The 15,688-nt window shown below is 63.3% G+C and carries 17 protein-coding genes; 13 read left to right on the top strand and 4 right to left on the bottom strand.

All coding sequences use genetic code 11. The features are described 5' to 3' along the window. Positions 1–39 precede the first annotated feature (39 nt). Positions 40–522 carry a GlcG/HbpS family heme-binding protein gene (locus ARCT_RS0102215; protein ID WP_009807944.1) on the top strand — a complete coding sequence of 161 codons (483 nt, stop codon included), beginning with the start codon at positions 40–42 and terminating at the stop codon, positions 520–522. 53 nt (positions 523–575) lie between these two features. Then, entirely contained in the window at positions 576–1,241 is a 666-nt protein-coding gene (locus tag ARCT_RS0102210) for an ankyrin repeat domain-containing protein (RefSeq protein WP_027238618.1), read from the top strand. A 193-nt stretch (positions 1,242–1,434) separates the two neighbouring features. Here ARCT_RS0102210 and ARCT_RS0102205 read toward each other — a convergent pair whose 3' ends face one another. Then, positions 1,435–1,767 (bottom strand): type II toxin-antitoxin system RelE/ParE family toxin, encoded by a 333-nt coding sequence (locus ARCT_RS0102205; RefSeq protein WP_009807942.1) that lies wholly within the window; start codon positions 1,765–1,767, stop codon positions 1,435–1,437. Next, positions 1,767–2,042: a hypothetical protein gene (locus ARCT_RS0102200; RefSeq protein WP_009807941.1), complete on the bottom strand. Its 276-nt coding sequence runs from the start codon at positions 2,040–2,042 to the stop codon at positions 1,767–1,769. Before ARCT_RS0102200 ends, ARCT_RS0102205 begins: the two co-directional genes overlap by 1 nt. A 628-nt stretch (positions 2,043–2,670) precedes the next feature. Here ARCT_RS0102200 and ARCT_RS0102195 point away from each other — a divergent pair. The 5 genes from ARCT_RS0102195 to ARCT_RS0102175 all read left to right on the top strand — a co-directional run bounded on the left by ARCT_RS0102195 (position 2,671) and on the right by ARCT_RS0102175 (position 9,789). Beyond that, positions 2,671–3,600, top strand: coding sequence for a DUF2493 domain-containing protein (locus ARCT_RS0102195; RefSeq protein WP_027238617.1), 930 nt, complete (start codon positions 2,671–2,673; stop codon positions 3,598–3,600). A 538-nt stretch (positions 3,601–4,138) separates the two neighbouring features. Then, positions 4,139–4,345, top strand: coding sequence for a hypothetical protein (locus ARCT_RS0102190; protein ID WP_027238616.1), 207 nt, complete (start codon positions 4,139–4,141; stop codon positions 4,343–4,345). A 518-nt stretch (positions 4,346–4,863) separates the two neighbouring features. Beyond that, positions 4,864–5,457 (top strand): helix-turn-helix domain-containing protein, encoded by a 594-nt coding sequence (locus tag ARCT_RS0102185; protein WP_027238615.1) that lies wholly within the window; start codon positions 4,864–4,866, stop codon positions 5,455–5,457. Next, positions 5,444–7,777: a relaxase/mobilization nuclease domain-containing protein gene (locus ARCT_RS0102180; RefSeq protein ID WP_027238614.1), complete on the top strand. Its 2,334-nt coding sequence runs from the start codon at positions 5,444–5,446 to the stop codon at positions 7,775–7,777. The genes ARCT_RS0102185 and ARCT_RS0102180 overlap by 14 nt, the downstream gene beginning before the upstream one ends. 8 nt (positions 7,778–7,785) lie before the next feature. Next, complete coding sequence (locus ARCT_RS0102175; protein ID WP_024099321.1) at positions 7,786–9,789, top strand: type IV secretory system conjugative DNA transfer family protein; 2,004 nt, start codon at positions 7,786–7,788, stop codon at positions 9,787–9,789. A gap of 92 nt (positions 9,790–9,881) precedes the next feature. On the opposite strand, the gene ARCT_RS0102170 is transcribed toward ARCT_RS0102175, so the two are convergent. Then, a complete protein-coding gene (locus tag ARCT_RS0102170) occupies positions 9,882–10,316 on the bottom strand; it encodes a MerR family transcriptional regulator (RefSeq protein WP_024099322.1) in 435 nt (144 codons plus the stop codon). 73 nt (positions 10,317–10,389) lie between these two features. Between ARCT_RS0102170 and ARCT_RS0102165 the strand changes: the two genes are divergently transcribed. Genes ARCT_RS0102165 through ARCT_RS0102140 form a run of 6 tightly spaced genes read left to right on the top strand, consistent with a single transcriptional unit; the run spans position 10,390 to position 14,507 of the window. Beyond that, complete coding sequence (locus ARCT_RS0102165) at positions 10,390–10,788, top strand: mercuric transporter MerT family protein (RefSeq protein ID WP_024099323.1); 399 nt, start codon at positions 10,390–10,392, stop codon at positions 10,786–10,788. Positions 10,789–10,802: 14 nt separating this feature from the next. Next, positions 10,803–11,099, top strand: a complete 297-nt coding sequence (locus ARCT_RS0102160; protein ID WP_027238613.1) for a hypothetical protein — start codon at positions 10,803–10,805, stop codon at positions 11,097–11,099. A 32-nt stretch (positions 11,100–11,131) separates the two neighbouring features. Beyond that, positions 11,132–11,323, top strand: a complete 192-nt coding sequence (merF, locus tag ARCT_RS0102155; protein ID WP_081731463.1) for a mercury resistance system transport protein MerF — start codon at positions 11,132–11,134, stop codon at positions 11,321–11,323. Positions 11,324–11,335: 12 nt separating this feature from the next. Next, complete coding sequence (gene merA, locus ARCT_RS0102150; protein ID WP_024099326.1) at positions 11,336–12,748, top strand: mercury(II) reductase; 1,413 nt, start codon at positions 11,336–11,338, stop codon at positions 12,746–12,748. A gap of 4 nt (positions 12,749–12,752) precedes the next feature. After that, a complete protein-coding gene (locus ARCT_RS0102145) occupies positions 12,753–13,115 on the top strand; it encodes a hypothetical protein (RefSeq protein WP_027238612.1) in 363 nt (120 codons plus the stop codon). A 45-nt stretch (positions 13,116–13,160) separates the two neighbouring features. Beyond that, positions 13,161–14,507, top strand: coding sequence for a dihydrolipoyl dehydrogenase family protein (locus tag ARCT_RS0102140; RefSeq protein WP_024099328.1), 1,347 nt, complete (start codon positions 13,161–13,163; stop codon positions 14,505–14,507). A 95-nt stretch (positions 14,508–14,602) separates the two neighbouring features. Here the strand turns inward: ARCT_RS0102140 and ARCT_RS0102135 are convergent, their stop codons facing one another. Then, positions 14,603–15,679, bottom strand: a complete 1,077-nt coding sequence (locus ARCT_RS0102135; RefSeq protein WP_024099329.1) for a type IV secretion system protein — start codon at positions 15,677–15,679, stop codon at positions 14,603–14,605. Positions 15,680–15,688 lie beyond the last annotated feature (9 nt).

Raw genomic sequence — 15,688 nt, 5'->3', positions numbered from 1 at the left:
TTAGAACTGGAGCATCAGTTCAACAAAAGGAAATACACAATGATCCGTTCCATCGCACTTGCCACAGCTCTGCTGACACCCGCTGCAGCCTTCGCCCAAGACCTGCCCACAGCTCCTTACTTGCCGCTCGATATGGCAACCACAGCAACACAGGCTGCCGTCGCTGCATGTTCTGCCGAAGGTCACAATGTCAGCGTCGCAATCGTTGCGCGCAGCGGCGAGACCAAAGTGCTATTGCGTGCCGACAACGCGGGCCCGCATACCGTTGGGTCCAGCACAGGCAAAGCGTTCACATCCGCCAGTATGGGCCGTGACACGGCAGGTCTTGCGGGGTTTATCGGTGGTAACCCTGAAAACGGTGGTCTGCGCGATATGGACAGCCGTCTGGTGATCCAGGCTGGCGGCCTGCCCATCCGGATCGGTGGCGCATTGGTCGGTGGCATCGGTGTCGGTGGCGCACCATCTGGCGCAATTGACGAGACATGTGCCCGCGCAGGTCTTGACGCAATCGGTGCTGAGTAAAGTACATGGCCCGTCCCTCGGGGGGCGGGCCCCTCTTTCTGAAAGGCAACATCATGTTTCGTTTCCTGCTGCTCGCTTTGGTAATTGGTTCTTTTGGGTCTGCCCATGCGCAGACAGCCCCGTCAGCATCAGACATTGCGTCCTACACAGGTCTGCATCTTGCCGCCCACGAAGGCGACGTGGATGTAATTAACCGACTGATCGGAGCAGGTGCCGATGTGGACATCCGAGATCGATCCCAGCGCACGCCTGCTCATGTCGCGGCGTTCGCATCACACGATGACGCGCTGACGGCACTTGCAAACGGAGGCGCGGATATGAATGCGCTGGAAAACCGCGTCTATGACGTGCTGACCATCGCCGCTGTCGCGAACGATCCTGAAATGGTGTCACTTGCAATGGAACTCGGGAACGCCCCTGACCTGATCACCAGTGTCTACGACGGGACAGCCCTTATCGCGGCCGCCCACCTCGGGCATCACGACGTTGTTGCACGTTTGGTGGATGGCGGCGCACCACTGGATCATATCAACAATCTGGCGTGGACGGCTTTGATAGAGGCTGTCGTTTTAGGAGACGGCGGCCCAGATCATATCAAGGCGTTGCAAATCCTCGTTGATGCAGGAGCAGATAAATCCATCGGTGATCGCGATGGCGTCACACCGCTGCAACACGCCACGTCGCGCGGCTACGCCGAAATGGTCGAAATCCTGCAATAGGATGTGGGGCAATGACCTTACCAAATCGTGCTATTTTGAAGGCTGCCGTGCCCACCAACCTCAATGCAACCTTCCCATAGCAGCCGTTGGCGCAACCGCAGCGAAAGGGCACTTTGTCCCGCATCCTACCAGTTCGCGCACGGCGCAGCGAAGGTCCGGTCTACAACTTCCCGGCCACTCCATGGCTCTAAGGCTAGTCAGTGAAGACCTGTCTCGCTGACGCCAGTCTCATCCAATCCCGGCCGCCGAACGCGACAAGAGCGAGATATATCTGTGCGGCGTCTACATGCGGTTTGAATACGATGGTCAGTCGCTGACCGGTGCCGCCATGGCGCACCAGCCATCCGTCCAACTTGCCGCTGAGGCGAGCACCAGATTTTGGGTTTGCGGCAATGTTCTGGATAAGGGCATCGATTTCATCTAGTCGACGGCTCGCCGCTGCAAGGTCACCGTCAGTCACGTCGACAATATGATCAACGATACCGATAAGGTCCCGTTCGAAGAACGGATGCCTGATAAATCGCATCAGGTCTTTTTGGCCATCGCCGCAAGATGGGCCCGTGCGCTGGCCGTGACGTCGGACGCTTCGCCGACGGGTTCCCATTGGTCGAGTGGCAGAGACAGGCGGCGTTCCAATTCAGCCTCAAACAAAGACCGTTCACGATCTCGCTCTGCCTTGGCCTTCGCCAATTCACCCGAAACAGCCGCGCTCATATTTGGGTACTCTCCAGCTTCGACCAGTTCCTTGGCAAATGTGTAGGCCGTGTCGGTGAAACTGACAGATTGCTTTTGAACGCTCATGGCAAACTCCTTGGTGCTCCAATAGACTACCGAATTTTGCCGCTTCTGGCAAGCAGGTCGGGCCGACCGAGCGAAATGCGTCAATAGCCTTGCGGCCTCCCCGCTCGGCTGCGCGTGTCGCAGGGGAGAACGGCCCTTCGGTCCGTCGCGCATTCGGCCATGCGGCCTCACCGCGGCGTCGCACCCGGCATCCCGGTTTGCCCGCCTCGCGAGCACGTCCCACCCCGGCCGCTCCGCCGGATTGCGCTCTGGTCTGTTTTGGCCCGAGGCCAAAACGATCCCGCCACTGCATCCGTCTCCCGCGTCCGGTCGGGCCGTTTGCCTGCTCGGGTCGGCCAAACCTACCGTCAAAACACACACACATGAGTGCGGAAGCATATCCTCCGGATGGCCCCCAAATCAGCCCGCGTCAAGGATCGCAAAACTTTTCGGCGAGGGCGGCGCTTGTGGTGCGGGGCGGTCCCGTGCGTGAGCGCGCGCATGTGTCGGGTGCTGCGCGCGGAAAACTTTTGCGCCCGGCAAGCCGGCGGCTGCGCCGTCCCTGACCCGGGCAGATTCGGAAACCAGACATTCGGCCATGCCCCCACACTCACGTGGTGGCTCTATAACCGAACACTGGAGACCAGACATGGCTTACGACACCGCAAACACCTACGAGACCATCGAGCTTTTCGGACTGACCGAGAAGGACGCACAGCTGCCGATCCCGGAGGATCACGTCCTGACCGACCGCATCATCCGCGAGAGCTTCGAGGCTTTGCTCGGGCAATTGCGCAACACCGGCCTCGAAGCGGAGATCGAACCGCTCGCGCACGGGCTCGCGACGATCCTGCAGCGCCGCAAGTTGGCGCTTGGCAAGGAGGTCGACCGCACCGCCGACAAGATCGGCGCCCTGGCAAAATCCCACGATGGATCGGAGATCGCCGAGACCGCCATTGAGGAGGCGCAGGCGCGCTTTGTGCAACTGCGCGAGATCGTCGGCGCCATCGAGGTGATGAGCGAGGCGGCGGCGGAATGCTACGAGATCGAGACCGGTCACGCCTTCATCCCGGCAGCCGGGTCGCGCGCAAGCGTCCGCGCGCAAGAGACCGGGGCGGTCTTCGAGGCACGGCAGCTCCTCGAGCAGCACGACCGCGAAACCGCCGAGAAGTCGAAAGTCGCGGGGGTTCCCCTGATCGTCTCAGGCGCTACCGACTGGACCGATGTCGATGTGGTCTTCAACACGCTCGACAAGGTTCGCGAACGGATCAAGCAGAACCGCAATCAGGAGATCTTCCTCTGCCACAAGGGTGGCAAGCACGGGGCGGAGATGATTGCGGCCCGGTGGGCCCGGGCACGCGGGGTAGCGCAGGCGCGCTTCGATCCGCGCTGGTCAGCGCATGGCCGGGCGGCACCGTTCAAATGCAACGACGAAATGCTCGACGACAAGTTCGCGGCGACGGGGGTTGTCCTCTTCGGCGGCAACGGGGTCGCGCTGAACCTCGGGCAGAAGGCGGAAGCGAAAGGTCTGACGGTCATGCGGGTTGCGGACCCGGCGAAGAAGGCGTCGCAGGATTGAAGAGAGGGGGGCGCGCTTGGCGCGGCCCTTTCGTCATGTCTCATGGCGCGTGCGGTCGGTCACGCGTAATCGGCAGCTCGCAGCAGCCAGCACCGTCATCCTTCTACCCGTTACGTCAGCGTGCGGCCCATCCGCATCGGTACGGGCTGGGGATGGCGCGCACCACACGCACATCGTCAGCAGCGCAAGACGCGAGGGGTCGAGACGTCGCACATGAGGCTGAAGACCTGCACGTCCCTCGGGGCATGTTTCGGAACATCGCATCCACGCGGGCGGGCTCCGTCAGCACCCCGGCAAGGCTCGGCGGGACGCGGACGCGGATGGTGGCGGCTGCGTGATAGCAAGGGTCATCCGGGTCTCTCCTTTTTGCTCATAGATGTGGATCGCACGGGGTCGGCCCAATCGTGCCCTCAGCTCACGCTTCGGCAAGCACAAATACGGCTTCCACGGCTAGCCGCGGACCCTCCGCATTTGCGCTTGCGACCGGCCCTCTTGCCCCCGTGCCGGGTGATCCCCATCGCAACAAGGAGAGACCCAAATGACCAACCACTACATCGCCACCGTCCCCGTCAAGTTCACCGATACCGATGGCCAGGAGCGCACCCGTTTTCAGCGCGTGGGCGCGATGTTCCGCAACACCCGCAACGGGGACGGCTCGGAGTTCTTCAGCCTCAAGCTCGACTTCCCGGTCGCGGTCTCGGAGCTGGTGATGTTCCCACCGAGCGCGAAAGATCCCCAGGACTAAATCCTCTGACGAGGATGGGCCGCCCCAGGACGATCTTGGGGCGGCCCGATCCCTGTTCCAGGGATGCCGGTCCCTGCGCGTTCAACGGACGCACTCCGCCCGGAATGAACAGGCCGCGACAGACCGGCCAGTCAGCCTCAAGGGGGCCATCCACAAAAACCTATCGGCCAGGGCCTCCCGGTTTTTGCGGCAGAGATTTGGGGGCCCAAATCTGGCCCTCCTTGACCCTGCCTGTCCGCCCTGTCGGAGGGGTTTGCGCCCGCCCGCGGTTCCGTCCGAACACATGGGTGTTCGGCCAGACCCTCGGGCGGGGCTGGCGGACGGGACCCCTGGGACAGGTGGGTCGCCCGGTGGTGAGGGCGGCAGAGCCGCGTCCCTGCGGGCCGCGGCGTGAAGCGGACACCAAGGCTGCCTGAGCCTGATTGCGACGTAAGTATATAATTGACAGCTTGGTATATTATCGTAAGGTAGGGGCAGCCTTGGTGGAAGGTGGCAGGAAATAGGGGGTCTTTCTTCGCATGTCTCGCTCAAAACGCCTCATCGATGCGGAGCGCATGGAGATCGTTCGCGAAGCTGCGGAAGGCGTTTCCACTTCAGTGCTGGCGGAACGGTTTGGCGTGTCGGTGCGGGCGATCCAGTACACGCTCAAAGCTGATGCCGAGCGCCAGACCGATACCGCTATTCCGGTCTCAGCAGTCAGTGTGAAGGTCACGGCTGCGGAGCTTGCGGCGCTCGACGAGGTGCTGGCCGAGGCCGGGATCGAGAGCCGTGCCGAGGGGCTCAGGCGGCTCATTCAGGCGGCAGGCGGGGTGTTCGTTCCGGACGCGCAGATGGCAGCAGAGATGGCGCGCTACCGCGCCTCTCTGCACGAGGTCGGCAATGGGGTCGCGCAGATTGCCAAGCAGATGACGCAGGCCAACCGGCAGGGGCAGGGGGCCGTGGGGGGCACGAGTGCCGAGTTCACCGAATTGCGCCTTGCGCAGATGCGCGGGCTGGCGCGGTTCATCCTGGATTCTGCTGACGAGATCGATCTGCTTCTGCGCCGCCGTCGTGATGCGATGCAGCTGCAGGCCACGGCCGCGCTGAGGGAGTTTGCCCATGCGGCTGAATGATGCCGTCCATGCCGTCACGGGCGAGGTCTTCCGGGATGGCTGGAGCCGCGTCCGGGGCTCGATGCAAGGTTTGCACGTGGCCAAGCAGACCCAGCTTACGCGTGCGGCAGCAGGGCATCGGCCAGCGGTCTTCAAGGCGATCCGGGGCGGCGGCACGCATACCAAATCGCAGCTCGCAAACCAGCTCGATTACCTCACCACCAAGTCCACCCATATTGTCGACTCGAGCGGGTTCTTGGATGGCAAGGCGAAGCTCGAGGCGGGTGACATCAAGGACCTGACGGAGCGCTTTGCCAAGCGGTGGGATGCGGGCTTTAAGCCCAAGCTCGGACAGACCACCCACATGCTCATGTCCTTCCCCATCGGCACGCGCGGGGAGGATGTGCGCGACATTGCGACGGATGTGGCCGAGCGGTTCTTCCAGACCGATGCGGGGCATTTCGACTACATCATCGCGGTGCATGAGGACCGCGATCACCCCCATGCGCATCTGGTGCTGAACCGCCGCTCGCAGGAAGGCGAGTTCTTCTTTCTGGGGCGCAACCACCGCTTCAACTACGACGATTTCCGCCTCGCCATGGTCGAGGAGGCGGAGAAGTACGGCGTGCGGCTGGAAGCCACGCGGCGGGTGGAGCGCGGCGTCGTGCATTACCCGGCCCGCACCAGCGAGGTTTATGCGGCGAAAGAAGAGGGTCGCGCGCCCCGCGAGCGCGAACGCGTGGGGCAGGACCTGACCCGGACGCTGGCGGAGATCGTCAACACCAGAACCGTCTACCATTCGCTTGCCGCAGAGGCCTCCCGGGAGGCCCGGGAAGACATCGCCGCGGCACTCTTCCGCGCGGGCGAGGTGCTGGCGCGCGGCGGGCAGGTGGACCGAACAGGAGATGTGTATATGGCCGAGGATCAAAGTTTCGAGGATCTGAGAAGCCTCTATGCCGAGAAGCTCGCGCGGGTGCAGGGCATGATCGCCGAGAAGCCTGACGCGGAACGCCCCGTGCTGGAAAAACGCCTCATCGAGATCCAGACGCAGGTCCAGCACATGCAGCCTCTCGGTTTGCGATCATCCACGCTGTCAGAGACCCCCTCGGAAGGCGGGATCTATTCCGAGGCCAATATCGATGCCAGCCAGCGCGAGCGACTGGCCGAGCCCGACCTGAGATCGCGCATTGACGTAGCACTACGGGGCACCGGGATCAGCACATCGGAAGTGGTGGCCCGGATCGAGACCGGGGCCTCGAGCGCCGCGCTCGAGCATCAATGGATCGCCAATGATCTCTCCAAAGTGGCCGAGACGCGCGATCTGAACCTCGAACGCCGCGCCGATCTGGAACAGGCGCGAGCCATTCTCAACGATGTGCATGTCGAGCTTGGTACGCTGTTGGAGCGCGAGAACGTGCTGCGCCGGGATGGCGTCGTGGAAGCAGAAGCGGTTTGCGAGCGGTTCCATTATCATGAGGGCGCGGTCCGGGCGATGGAAGGGACAATCCGTCAGGAAATGCGCGCAGACGGCCTGACAGCGCAGCAGATCGAGGACCGGGACTGGGAGGTTGTCTCACGGGCGGAGCGCCGGATCGAGACGGAGCAGCGCGCTTATCTCGAGGCACACCCGGACTTGCTCGCACGTCCTGGCGATGTGATCGATCGGTCTGAGCCCTACAGGGAGACCATCACCGATGCGGCCCGCGCCAGCGAGATCACCCGCGAGGTCGACCGGATCATGGAGGGACGCGACATCCGCACGCCCGTTGCAGATGCAGTTACGGATGATTTGCGCGCGCGCTATCCGGACATGCCGTCCCACCTCGCCCGCGGGCTTGGCGCGACCTATGCGGCCGTCGTCGAGATACGCGACACGGAGGTCATCAATCAGGTCCGCCGCGAAACCGAGATGCGCGACGGGCTCGGGTCTGGCATGCGCGACGCACTCCTCGCAGCCCGTGGTGAAACTGCGCCGCAGTCTGGCAGTGCCGACCGCCTCGCAGACGATATTGCGGGTGTCCTGGACCATGAGCGGGCGGGGGAGTTGTCCGCGCCCTTCGAGACCGAGGCGGAGCGGGACGCCTTCCGCGACGAGATCGCGCGGGTGCTTGATAACCGTCAACTTGAGCGGCTCACATCCGGCGATGCCGATGCGCTGGAGAAGGTTCTCGAGGACCGTCTCGACCGGCTCTATGTCGCCAAGGTTTACCTGCAATCGGATGCAGCGACGGCCAACACGGAGGCCTTGCGCCAGGTGGTCGATGATCTTGCCGACACCGAATATGAAAAACACCGCGCGACAGACGTGGATGGCGAGACCGAGCGGGGTCAGGTCCATTGAGCGCCTCCATGGGAAAAGCGCGGATCGCAACCGGCGTCTTGCTGGTGACGCTGGTGACCGGGGCGATGGGCTATACCATCGCCTCGGCGGTGCTGACCTACCAGGACCTTGGTTTCGGGGCCGAGATCGACTTTGCATATATCGCGCAGAACTATCTGGCGATCCTGGACCGCCGCCCGGAGGATGCGCAACTTATTCACCTGATCATCGGCAGCTTCGCTGCCGCCGGCCTGATGCTGAGCCTCGCCCTCTCGGGGTCCGCCCTGACACGCTTTGGCCAGACCCATTGGCAGACCGCGCGCGAGATGAAGGCCAATGGGTTCTTCGGGGCGCCCGGCACCGGGTTCATCCTCGGCAAGCTGGGGCCGCCGGGCTCCCGCGCCAATTACATCTGCTCGAAGGTTTTCCCGCATGCGCTGATCGTGGCCCCCACCGGTCGCGGCAAGACTACGGGCTTCGTCATTCCGAACCTGCTGACCTGGCAAGGCTCCGCCGTGACGCTCGATGTGAAGGGCGAGTGTTTCGAGGCAACGGCCCGGCACCGCGCAGGCCAAGGCGACAAGGTCTATCGCTTTGCCCCCACCGATTGGGAGGGCAAGCGCACCCATCGCTACAACCCGCTCCTGCGCATCCATCAACTGAAAGATCCCGCGCGCCAGCAGATGGAACTGCAGCTCCTGGCGACGCTGTTCCTGCAGAGCGACAATGACCGGGTGCAGGGCCTCCTCAAGGGCGGGATCGATCTCTTCGTGGCGGCAGGGCTCTTGGCCTTCCAGCGCAAGCGCCCCACCTTGGGCGAAATCTATCGGATCGCCGCCTCGGGCGGGAACAAGCAGAAGGAATACTTCGCGCGCGGCCACGAGGTCGACAACAGGGCCGCCAAGCTGATCTTCACCCGGCTGGCCTCGACCAATAATGACACGCTGACCTCTTACGTCTCGCTCCTGATGACCTCGGGGCTCGATCAATGGCAGAACCCGGCCATCGATGAGGCGACGGCAGTCTCGGACTTTGATTTCCGCACGATCCGCAAGAAGCCTTTTTCGGTCTATCTCGTGGTCCAGCCGCTGATGGTGAAACCCCTCGCGCCGCTGATCCGGCTCTTCTTCTCCGATCTCCTCTCGGCGATGCAGGAAAAGGACCCCGGGCCGGATGAGCCGTGGCCAGTGATGATCATGCTCGACGAGTTCAATCGCTTGGGCAAGATGCCCATCGTGGTCGAGAGCATCGAGACCCTGCGCACCTATCGCGGGCATTTGGCTGTGGTCACGCAAACCATCCCCGCCCTCGATGAAATCTACGGCGAGAACACCCGCCGCGCCCTGCAGGGCAACGCGGGCGTGAAGCTCTACCTGACGCCTTCTGATGAGAAGACCGTCGAAGAGCTGAGCAAGGCGGTTGGCAAGACCACGAAGACCGTCATCACGCGCTCCCAGTCCATCGGCAAGAACCCCTTTGAAGGACGCAGCCAGTCCACCCGGACCGAAGAAAGCTCTCTCCTGCCCGAGGATGAGGCGCGCCGCCTGCCGCTCGACGAGATCGTCATGGTGATCGATGCCCAGATGCCGGTCCGCGCGAAGCGGATCCAATATTTTGACGATCGGCTGTTCAAGGCGATCCACGCGGCGCAGACGGGGGAGTTGCCGTTTCCGAAGCCGGGGGGAGGGGGGCCGCAGGGCACGCTGCCGCTGAGTGTGCGCGCCATGCCGATGACGCCGCCTTCGGACGGAGCAGGCGGACCCGACGCCGACGTTGAGGCCGCACGCCACGCTGCTGATGGCCAATCGTCAGGGCAAACCGATGTCACCCCAAAGAAGACTGCGCCTGTCGTTCAAGCCGTAATCGCCGAGGAACAGCGACAGATGGAAATGGATTTTGGGGGCCAGGTTGCGGATGCCGAGACAGTGGGCGTGGATGATGAGGCGCAGATGCGCTCTGCTGTCGATGGATTGGATGAAATGGAAGAGATGCTGCGAGAGGAGGAGGGTGGCAAAAAGCCAATTCACCGGTAGGGCGGTGGGCATGGTCTGACGGTCATAGAGGGCGGACAACGGCCATTCGCTGCAATTCGCGTGTATGACAGCTATTCCACCGAGCTTTCTGATTACTCTGACTTGGTCTGTCCCGCACTAAGGACGTCGAGCAGGGGGCAATCTGGTGTGTCCGAGCCGGTGCAGCGTGCGATTGTCTGAGCGAGCACGGTCTCGATCACTTGGAGATCGCGGATCTTGTCGCGCACTACCTCGAGATGGTGGCGCCCCATCCGCTCGACCTCGGCACAAGTGTGGCTGCCGCGATCGACGAGAGATAGCAGCCCGCGGATCTCTTCCATAGTAAAGCCAAGGTCCCGCGCGCGCATCACGAAGTTCAGCCGCTCCACATGTGCCGTGCTGTAGCGGCGATGGCCCGATGCGGTGCGTGGCGGATCAGGCACCAGGCCGACATTTTCGTAATAACGGATCGTCTCGAGGTTGCAGCCGGTCAGCCTGGCCAGATCGGAGCGTTTGAGCTCGCTCGCGGGGGCGTGATCAGCCGACATGAAATTTCTCCTTGATCCTGTAGCTGCTACAGACCCTATCTTGTCAGTCATCGAACGACAACAGGGTGACACGATGACGATCGAGACGAACGATACCGAACGTTGGGAGGGCGACAGCCCCGACAGGACCGGATGGACCGCCACTGGCGCCGGGGTGCTCGGGGCGCTGGCGATGACCTCCTGCTGCATCCTGCCGCTGGTCCTGGTTAGCCTTGGCGTCACCGGGGTCTTCATCGGCCAACTTACAGCGCTCTACTCCTACAAGTGGATAACCCTCTCCTTCGCCTTGGCGGCGCTCGGCTATGGATTCTGGAAGGCTTACCGACCTGTGTCTGCCGAGGACTGTGGCACCGGGGTCTGCGCGCGCCCGGTGGATCGCGGCCTGATGCGCGGACTGCTTTGGGGTGCGCTGGCCGTGGTGCTGCTGGCCTTGGTCTTTCCCTATGTCGCGCCGCGCATCCTAACCTTCTGATATCGGAGCCCATCATGAGACAAGTGTTACTCGCTGCCATCCTCTGGATCTCGCCGACCGCGATCTTTGCAGCCGAAGCCGAGACCCGCCTGCACGTCACTGGTCTGACCTGCCCCTCGTGCAGCTATATCGTCGCCACTGCGCTCAAGCGCGTGGAGACTGTGGAGATCGCGGAATTCCTCGAGGGCGAGGCCGAGGATGGCGTTTACGTCCTGCACTATGACGATCTCGCCACCGGCCCGGACCAGCTGATCGCCGCCGTCACCGGAGTGGGCTATGGAGCAACAGTGGCCCAGGAAGACGTCTCGTGAGCGAGCGCGAGACAAACCCCAAGGACGACCGCATGCTGAAATACGGGCTGATCGGCACCGTCCTGGTGGCGCTGTGCTGCTTCACCCCGGTCCTTGTGGTCCTGCTGGGCGCGGTCGGGCTCTCGGCCATGCTGGGCTGGCTCGACTTCGTGCTCCTGCCGGCGCTGGCAGTGTTCATCGGCATCACCATTTTTGCGCTCTGGCGGCGCCAACGCACGAATTGAAGAGAGAATGATATGAAAGATTGCTGCACTCCCAAGGGCGGTTACGATCTCGCTGTGATCGGCGCTGGTTCGGCCGGATTTTCGGCCGCCATTACCGCCGCCGAAGCCGGGGCTCGAGTCGCGCTGATCGGCGATGGGACGATTGGCGGGACCTGCGTGAACGTGGGCTGCGTGCCCTCCAAGGCCCTGATCCGCGCCGTGGAGGGCCTTCACCACGCCCGCGCCGCCAATCGGTTTGACGGCATCAGTGCCGAAGCCAGCGTGACTGATTGGACTGCGACGGTTGCGCAAAAGCAGGCGCTCGTTGAGGAGTTGCGCGCGGCAAAATACGCCGACGTGCTGCCTCGGCACGAGAACGTGGACTACATCGAAGGTCGCGCCCGGTTCGACGGCAAAGGCAGTCTTACCGTAGACGACGCGGCGTTCCCGGCAGCGAAGATCGTTATCGCCACCGGATCGCGTCCCCACGCGCCCGCGATCCCCGGCATTCAGGATATCGGCGCCCTCGACAGCACGTCGGCGCTGGAACTCACCGTTCTACCCGCCTCAATGCTGGTCCTCGGTGCGGGCTATATCGGCGTGGAGTTTGCGCAGCTCTTCGCCCGTGCCGGTGTCGCGGTGACGCTGGTCAGCCGCCGCGGTGTGCTGCCCGAGGCCGAACCCGAGATTTCCGAAGCACTGGAGGGCTACCTCGCTTCCGAGGGTATTCGCTTGGCGCGGGTCGCCGGCTACGAGAGCGTGGTGCGCGACGGCGACGGCCTACGTTTGACCGGTAACGGGGGTGAGAACTTCATCGCCGAGCGACTGGTGCTTGCCACCGGGCGGGTGCCGAACAGTGATGGCTTGAACCTCGGCGCGGCCGGGATCGTGACCGGCGCGCGCGGCGGCATCGTGGTGGACGCGCAGATGCGCACCACCAACTCGAACGTCTGGGCCGCTGGCGATGTCACAGGGCGCAACCAGTTCGTCTATATGGCGGCCTACGGCGCCAAGCTCGCCGCCCGGAACGCGGTGGCGGGAGAGGCACGCAGCTACGACAACAGCACGATGCCCTGGGTCGTGTTCTCCGATCCGCAGGTGGCGGGCGTGGGACTGAGCGAGGCACAGGCCCGCGCCGCTGGACACGAGGTCCTCACCTCGGTCCTGCCGCTCGACGCAGTCCCCCGCGCGCTTGCCGCCCGCGACACGCGCGGTCTGATCAAGCTGGTGGCCGAGGCAGGCAGCAAACGCCTGCTGGGGGCGCAGATCCTCGCCCCCGAGGGCGCAGACAGCATCCAGACCGCAGCGATGGCGCTGAAAGCCGGGCTCACCTACGAGGAGTTGGGCGATACCATCATGCCCTATCTCACGACAGTGGAAGGGCTGAAGCTTGCGGCCCAGACCTTCGAGAAGGACGTGGCCGCTCTCAGTTGCTGCGCTGGGTGAAGGCATGAGCGGAAAATCGAAGCGCGACCTCCTCGGTTCGACTCTCGGCGCCGCTCTTGCCTGGTGGTTGCCGATAGGTGCCATGGTGCTGGCGATTCCACTGCCCGATGGACCCAAGATGGGGATCTGGTTGCTGGCATTGGTGTGGATGGGAAGTGCCTGCCTGTTCAATGCCCGGCGCTGTGGCCGGGTCCATTGCCGCTACACCGGGCCCTTCCTGCTGGCGATGACGCTTCCTGTGCTGGGCCATGGCACGGGGCTGGTGCCGCTCGGAGAGGACGGCTGGCGTTGGCTCGGCATTGCGACGGGTGGAGGCACTATGGCGATCTGGGGGCTGAGTGAACGATTGATGGGTCGCTATCGTTGAACGCGTAAGCGGCCCCAGACTGACAAGCATGAACGAGGAGCACATATGACCGAGACACTCGACCTGATCGTCATCGGCGCCGGCATGGCCGGGATCAACGCCGCGAAAAAATGCAGCCAGGCGGGTTGGTCCGTCGCCATCGTCGACGAGCTGCCTTATGGCGGCACCTGCGCACTCCGGGGCTGCGACCCGAAGAAGATGCTGCGCGCCGGCGCCGAGGCGGTGGAGGCCGTGCGGCTGCTCGAAGGCAAGGGCGTCGCAGGAGAGACCAGGATCGATTGGCCCACGCTGATGAAGCACAAGGAGAGCTTCACCGACCCGGTGCCCGAGAGCATGGAAAGTGCGCTGACAGAGGCCGGGGTGAAAACGCTACATGGCCGCGCGCGCTTCACCGCCGAGGACCGGATCGAGATCGACGGCTACGGCGAGATCGCCTTTCGCCGCGCACTGATTGCTACGGGCGCAAAGCCGAGGCCGCTGAAATTTCCCGGTGCCGAGCGACTGATCGACAGCACCGATTTCCTGAACCTCGCCGAACTGCCGCGCCGGATCGCCTTTGTCGGTGGCGGCTACATCTCCTTCGAATTCGCCCATATCGCCGCGCTGGCGGGAGCTGAGGTGACAATCCTCGACCGCGGCGCACGCCAGTTGAAGATGTTTGACCCCGAACTCGTAAAGATGTTGCTCGAACGGAGCCGCGAAGCCGGGATTAAGATCGCGGCCGAGGCCGAAATGGAACGGATCGAGGACGCGAATGGGGCGCGCCGGGTGCTCTACCGCAGGGCCGGTCAGAGCCATTCCATCGAAGCCGATCTCGTCGTTCACGGTGCAGGTAGGGTGCCTGCCATCGACCATCTTGACCTTGCGGCTGCCGATATCGAAACCGAGCACGGTGGCGTGAAGGTCATGCCTTGGCTGCAATCTCCGTCGAACCCACGCATCTATGCGGCCGGAGACGCTGCCGCCTCGCCAGGAAAGCCGCTGACCCCGGTAGCTGTGTTCGAAGGTAAGATCGCCGCCTCCAACATGCTGAAGGGCAAGCGGACTGAACCCGACTACACTGGAGTGCCGAGCGTGGTGTTCACCATACCCGAGCTGGCGCGGGTCGGGTTGCTCGAGGAAGAGGCGCGAGAGGTGGGTGATGTGGAGGTGAGCTTCACCGACACCTCGGGCTGGTTCTCGCAGAAGCGCATCGGTGAAACACATGCCGGTGCGAAGATTATCACCGGCAAGGATGGCAAGATCCTCGGAGCCCACATGTTCGGCCCGGAGTATGCCGAGCTGATCAACGTCTTCTCGCTGGCGATCAAGCTGGGGCTGACGGCGGCGCAGGTGAAAGCGATGCCTGCCGCTTACCCGACAGGGGCTTCTGACTTGGGGTCAATGTTCTGATGGTGCAACGGCTTTCCGTTGCGCACTCCTTCATGTTAGTAACACCCCGGAACCGGACCTTCGCGACTCGATATGTGAAGGTCCGCTACGGGCCGTCACCGTCGGCCAAGTCGACCCAGTCTCGCCAGCTGCGCCAGCATTTTTGACCCCGAGTCTGCGGATCCTGCGCCTCCTGCGGAACCCGTCTGCCCCATGCCCTGCCTCACGGGCATCTGCTGCACGCCGAAGAACTGCCGCGCCCTGAGGGCTGCGTATTCTGCGCCACTTGCGCCTCCGATCAGGTAGCGATTGTAGGCCTGCTGGCTTCCCATGGCGGCGCGGGCAAAGCTGTAGCCGCCGCCGAGACCACCGGAGAGGGCGGGCATCATAATGTTTCCGGAGATCGCGCGGACGATGAAGGGCGTGGCAATGATGAAGCCCTTGGCCATGAGCACCATCATGAAGAAGGGAATGAGCGCGCCGATGTTTGAGGCTCCCTCCGGGTCGCCGAGTTCGCCGATGAGGGCAGAGGAGACACCCGTGATTGTCGCGAACACACCGGCCACGACTATGGGGTAGAGCGCGAAGGAGACCAGCGCCGACAGCCAGCGCGCGAAATAGTCCTTGGTGACCTCGAAGAGGGTCAGGAAAATCATCACCGGTGCGATCCCGATCAGAAGTGCGATCATCAGGCGGGATGCCACGAGGATGAAGGCGGCCAGCCCGCCGAGGATCGAGAGCAAGAGGACCCCGACAATGTCGAGCATGGCCCCTGCCATCCAGTTCAGCTCGGACCCAGCGGCGTTGAGATAGTCCCCTAGTTCCGCGATTAGCCGGTCAAACTCTTCTGCGAAAGTGCCAGAAGGGCCGGGAGTTCCACCACCAACGGAAGCAACCAGCGCACCCGCAATGCTGTCGATCCCGGCCAGGATGGCGGAGGAGAGGGCGTTGAACTGCACCCAGTTGGTTGCAAATATCCCGATGAGCCCGATCTTGACCGCGAGCCAGAATGCCGTGCGTCCGTCCATCGCCTTGTACTGGTAGACCATGTTCAGGAAAACGAGAACCACCACCAGCGTTGTTCCCAGCACCAGAAGCGTGCCAACCGTTGCCGCAACCGATCCGAACTGGGTTTCTGCGGCGGTGTCGAGATAGCCCTGGGAGGTTTCAACGAAGTAGGTGACGACACTCATCGCGGGGCT

This window comes from Pseudophaeobacter arcticus DSM 23566 (assembly GCF_000473205.1).
GTDB lineage: Bacteria > Pseudomonadota > Alphaproteobacteria > Rhodobacterales > Rhodobacteraceae > Pseudophaeobacter > Pseudophaeobacter arcticus.
This window is presented reverse-complemented; position numbering and strand designations above follow the sequence as displayed.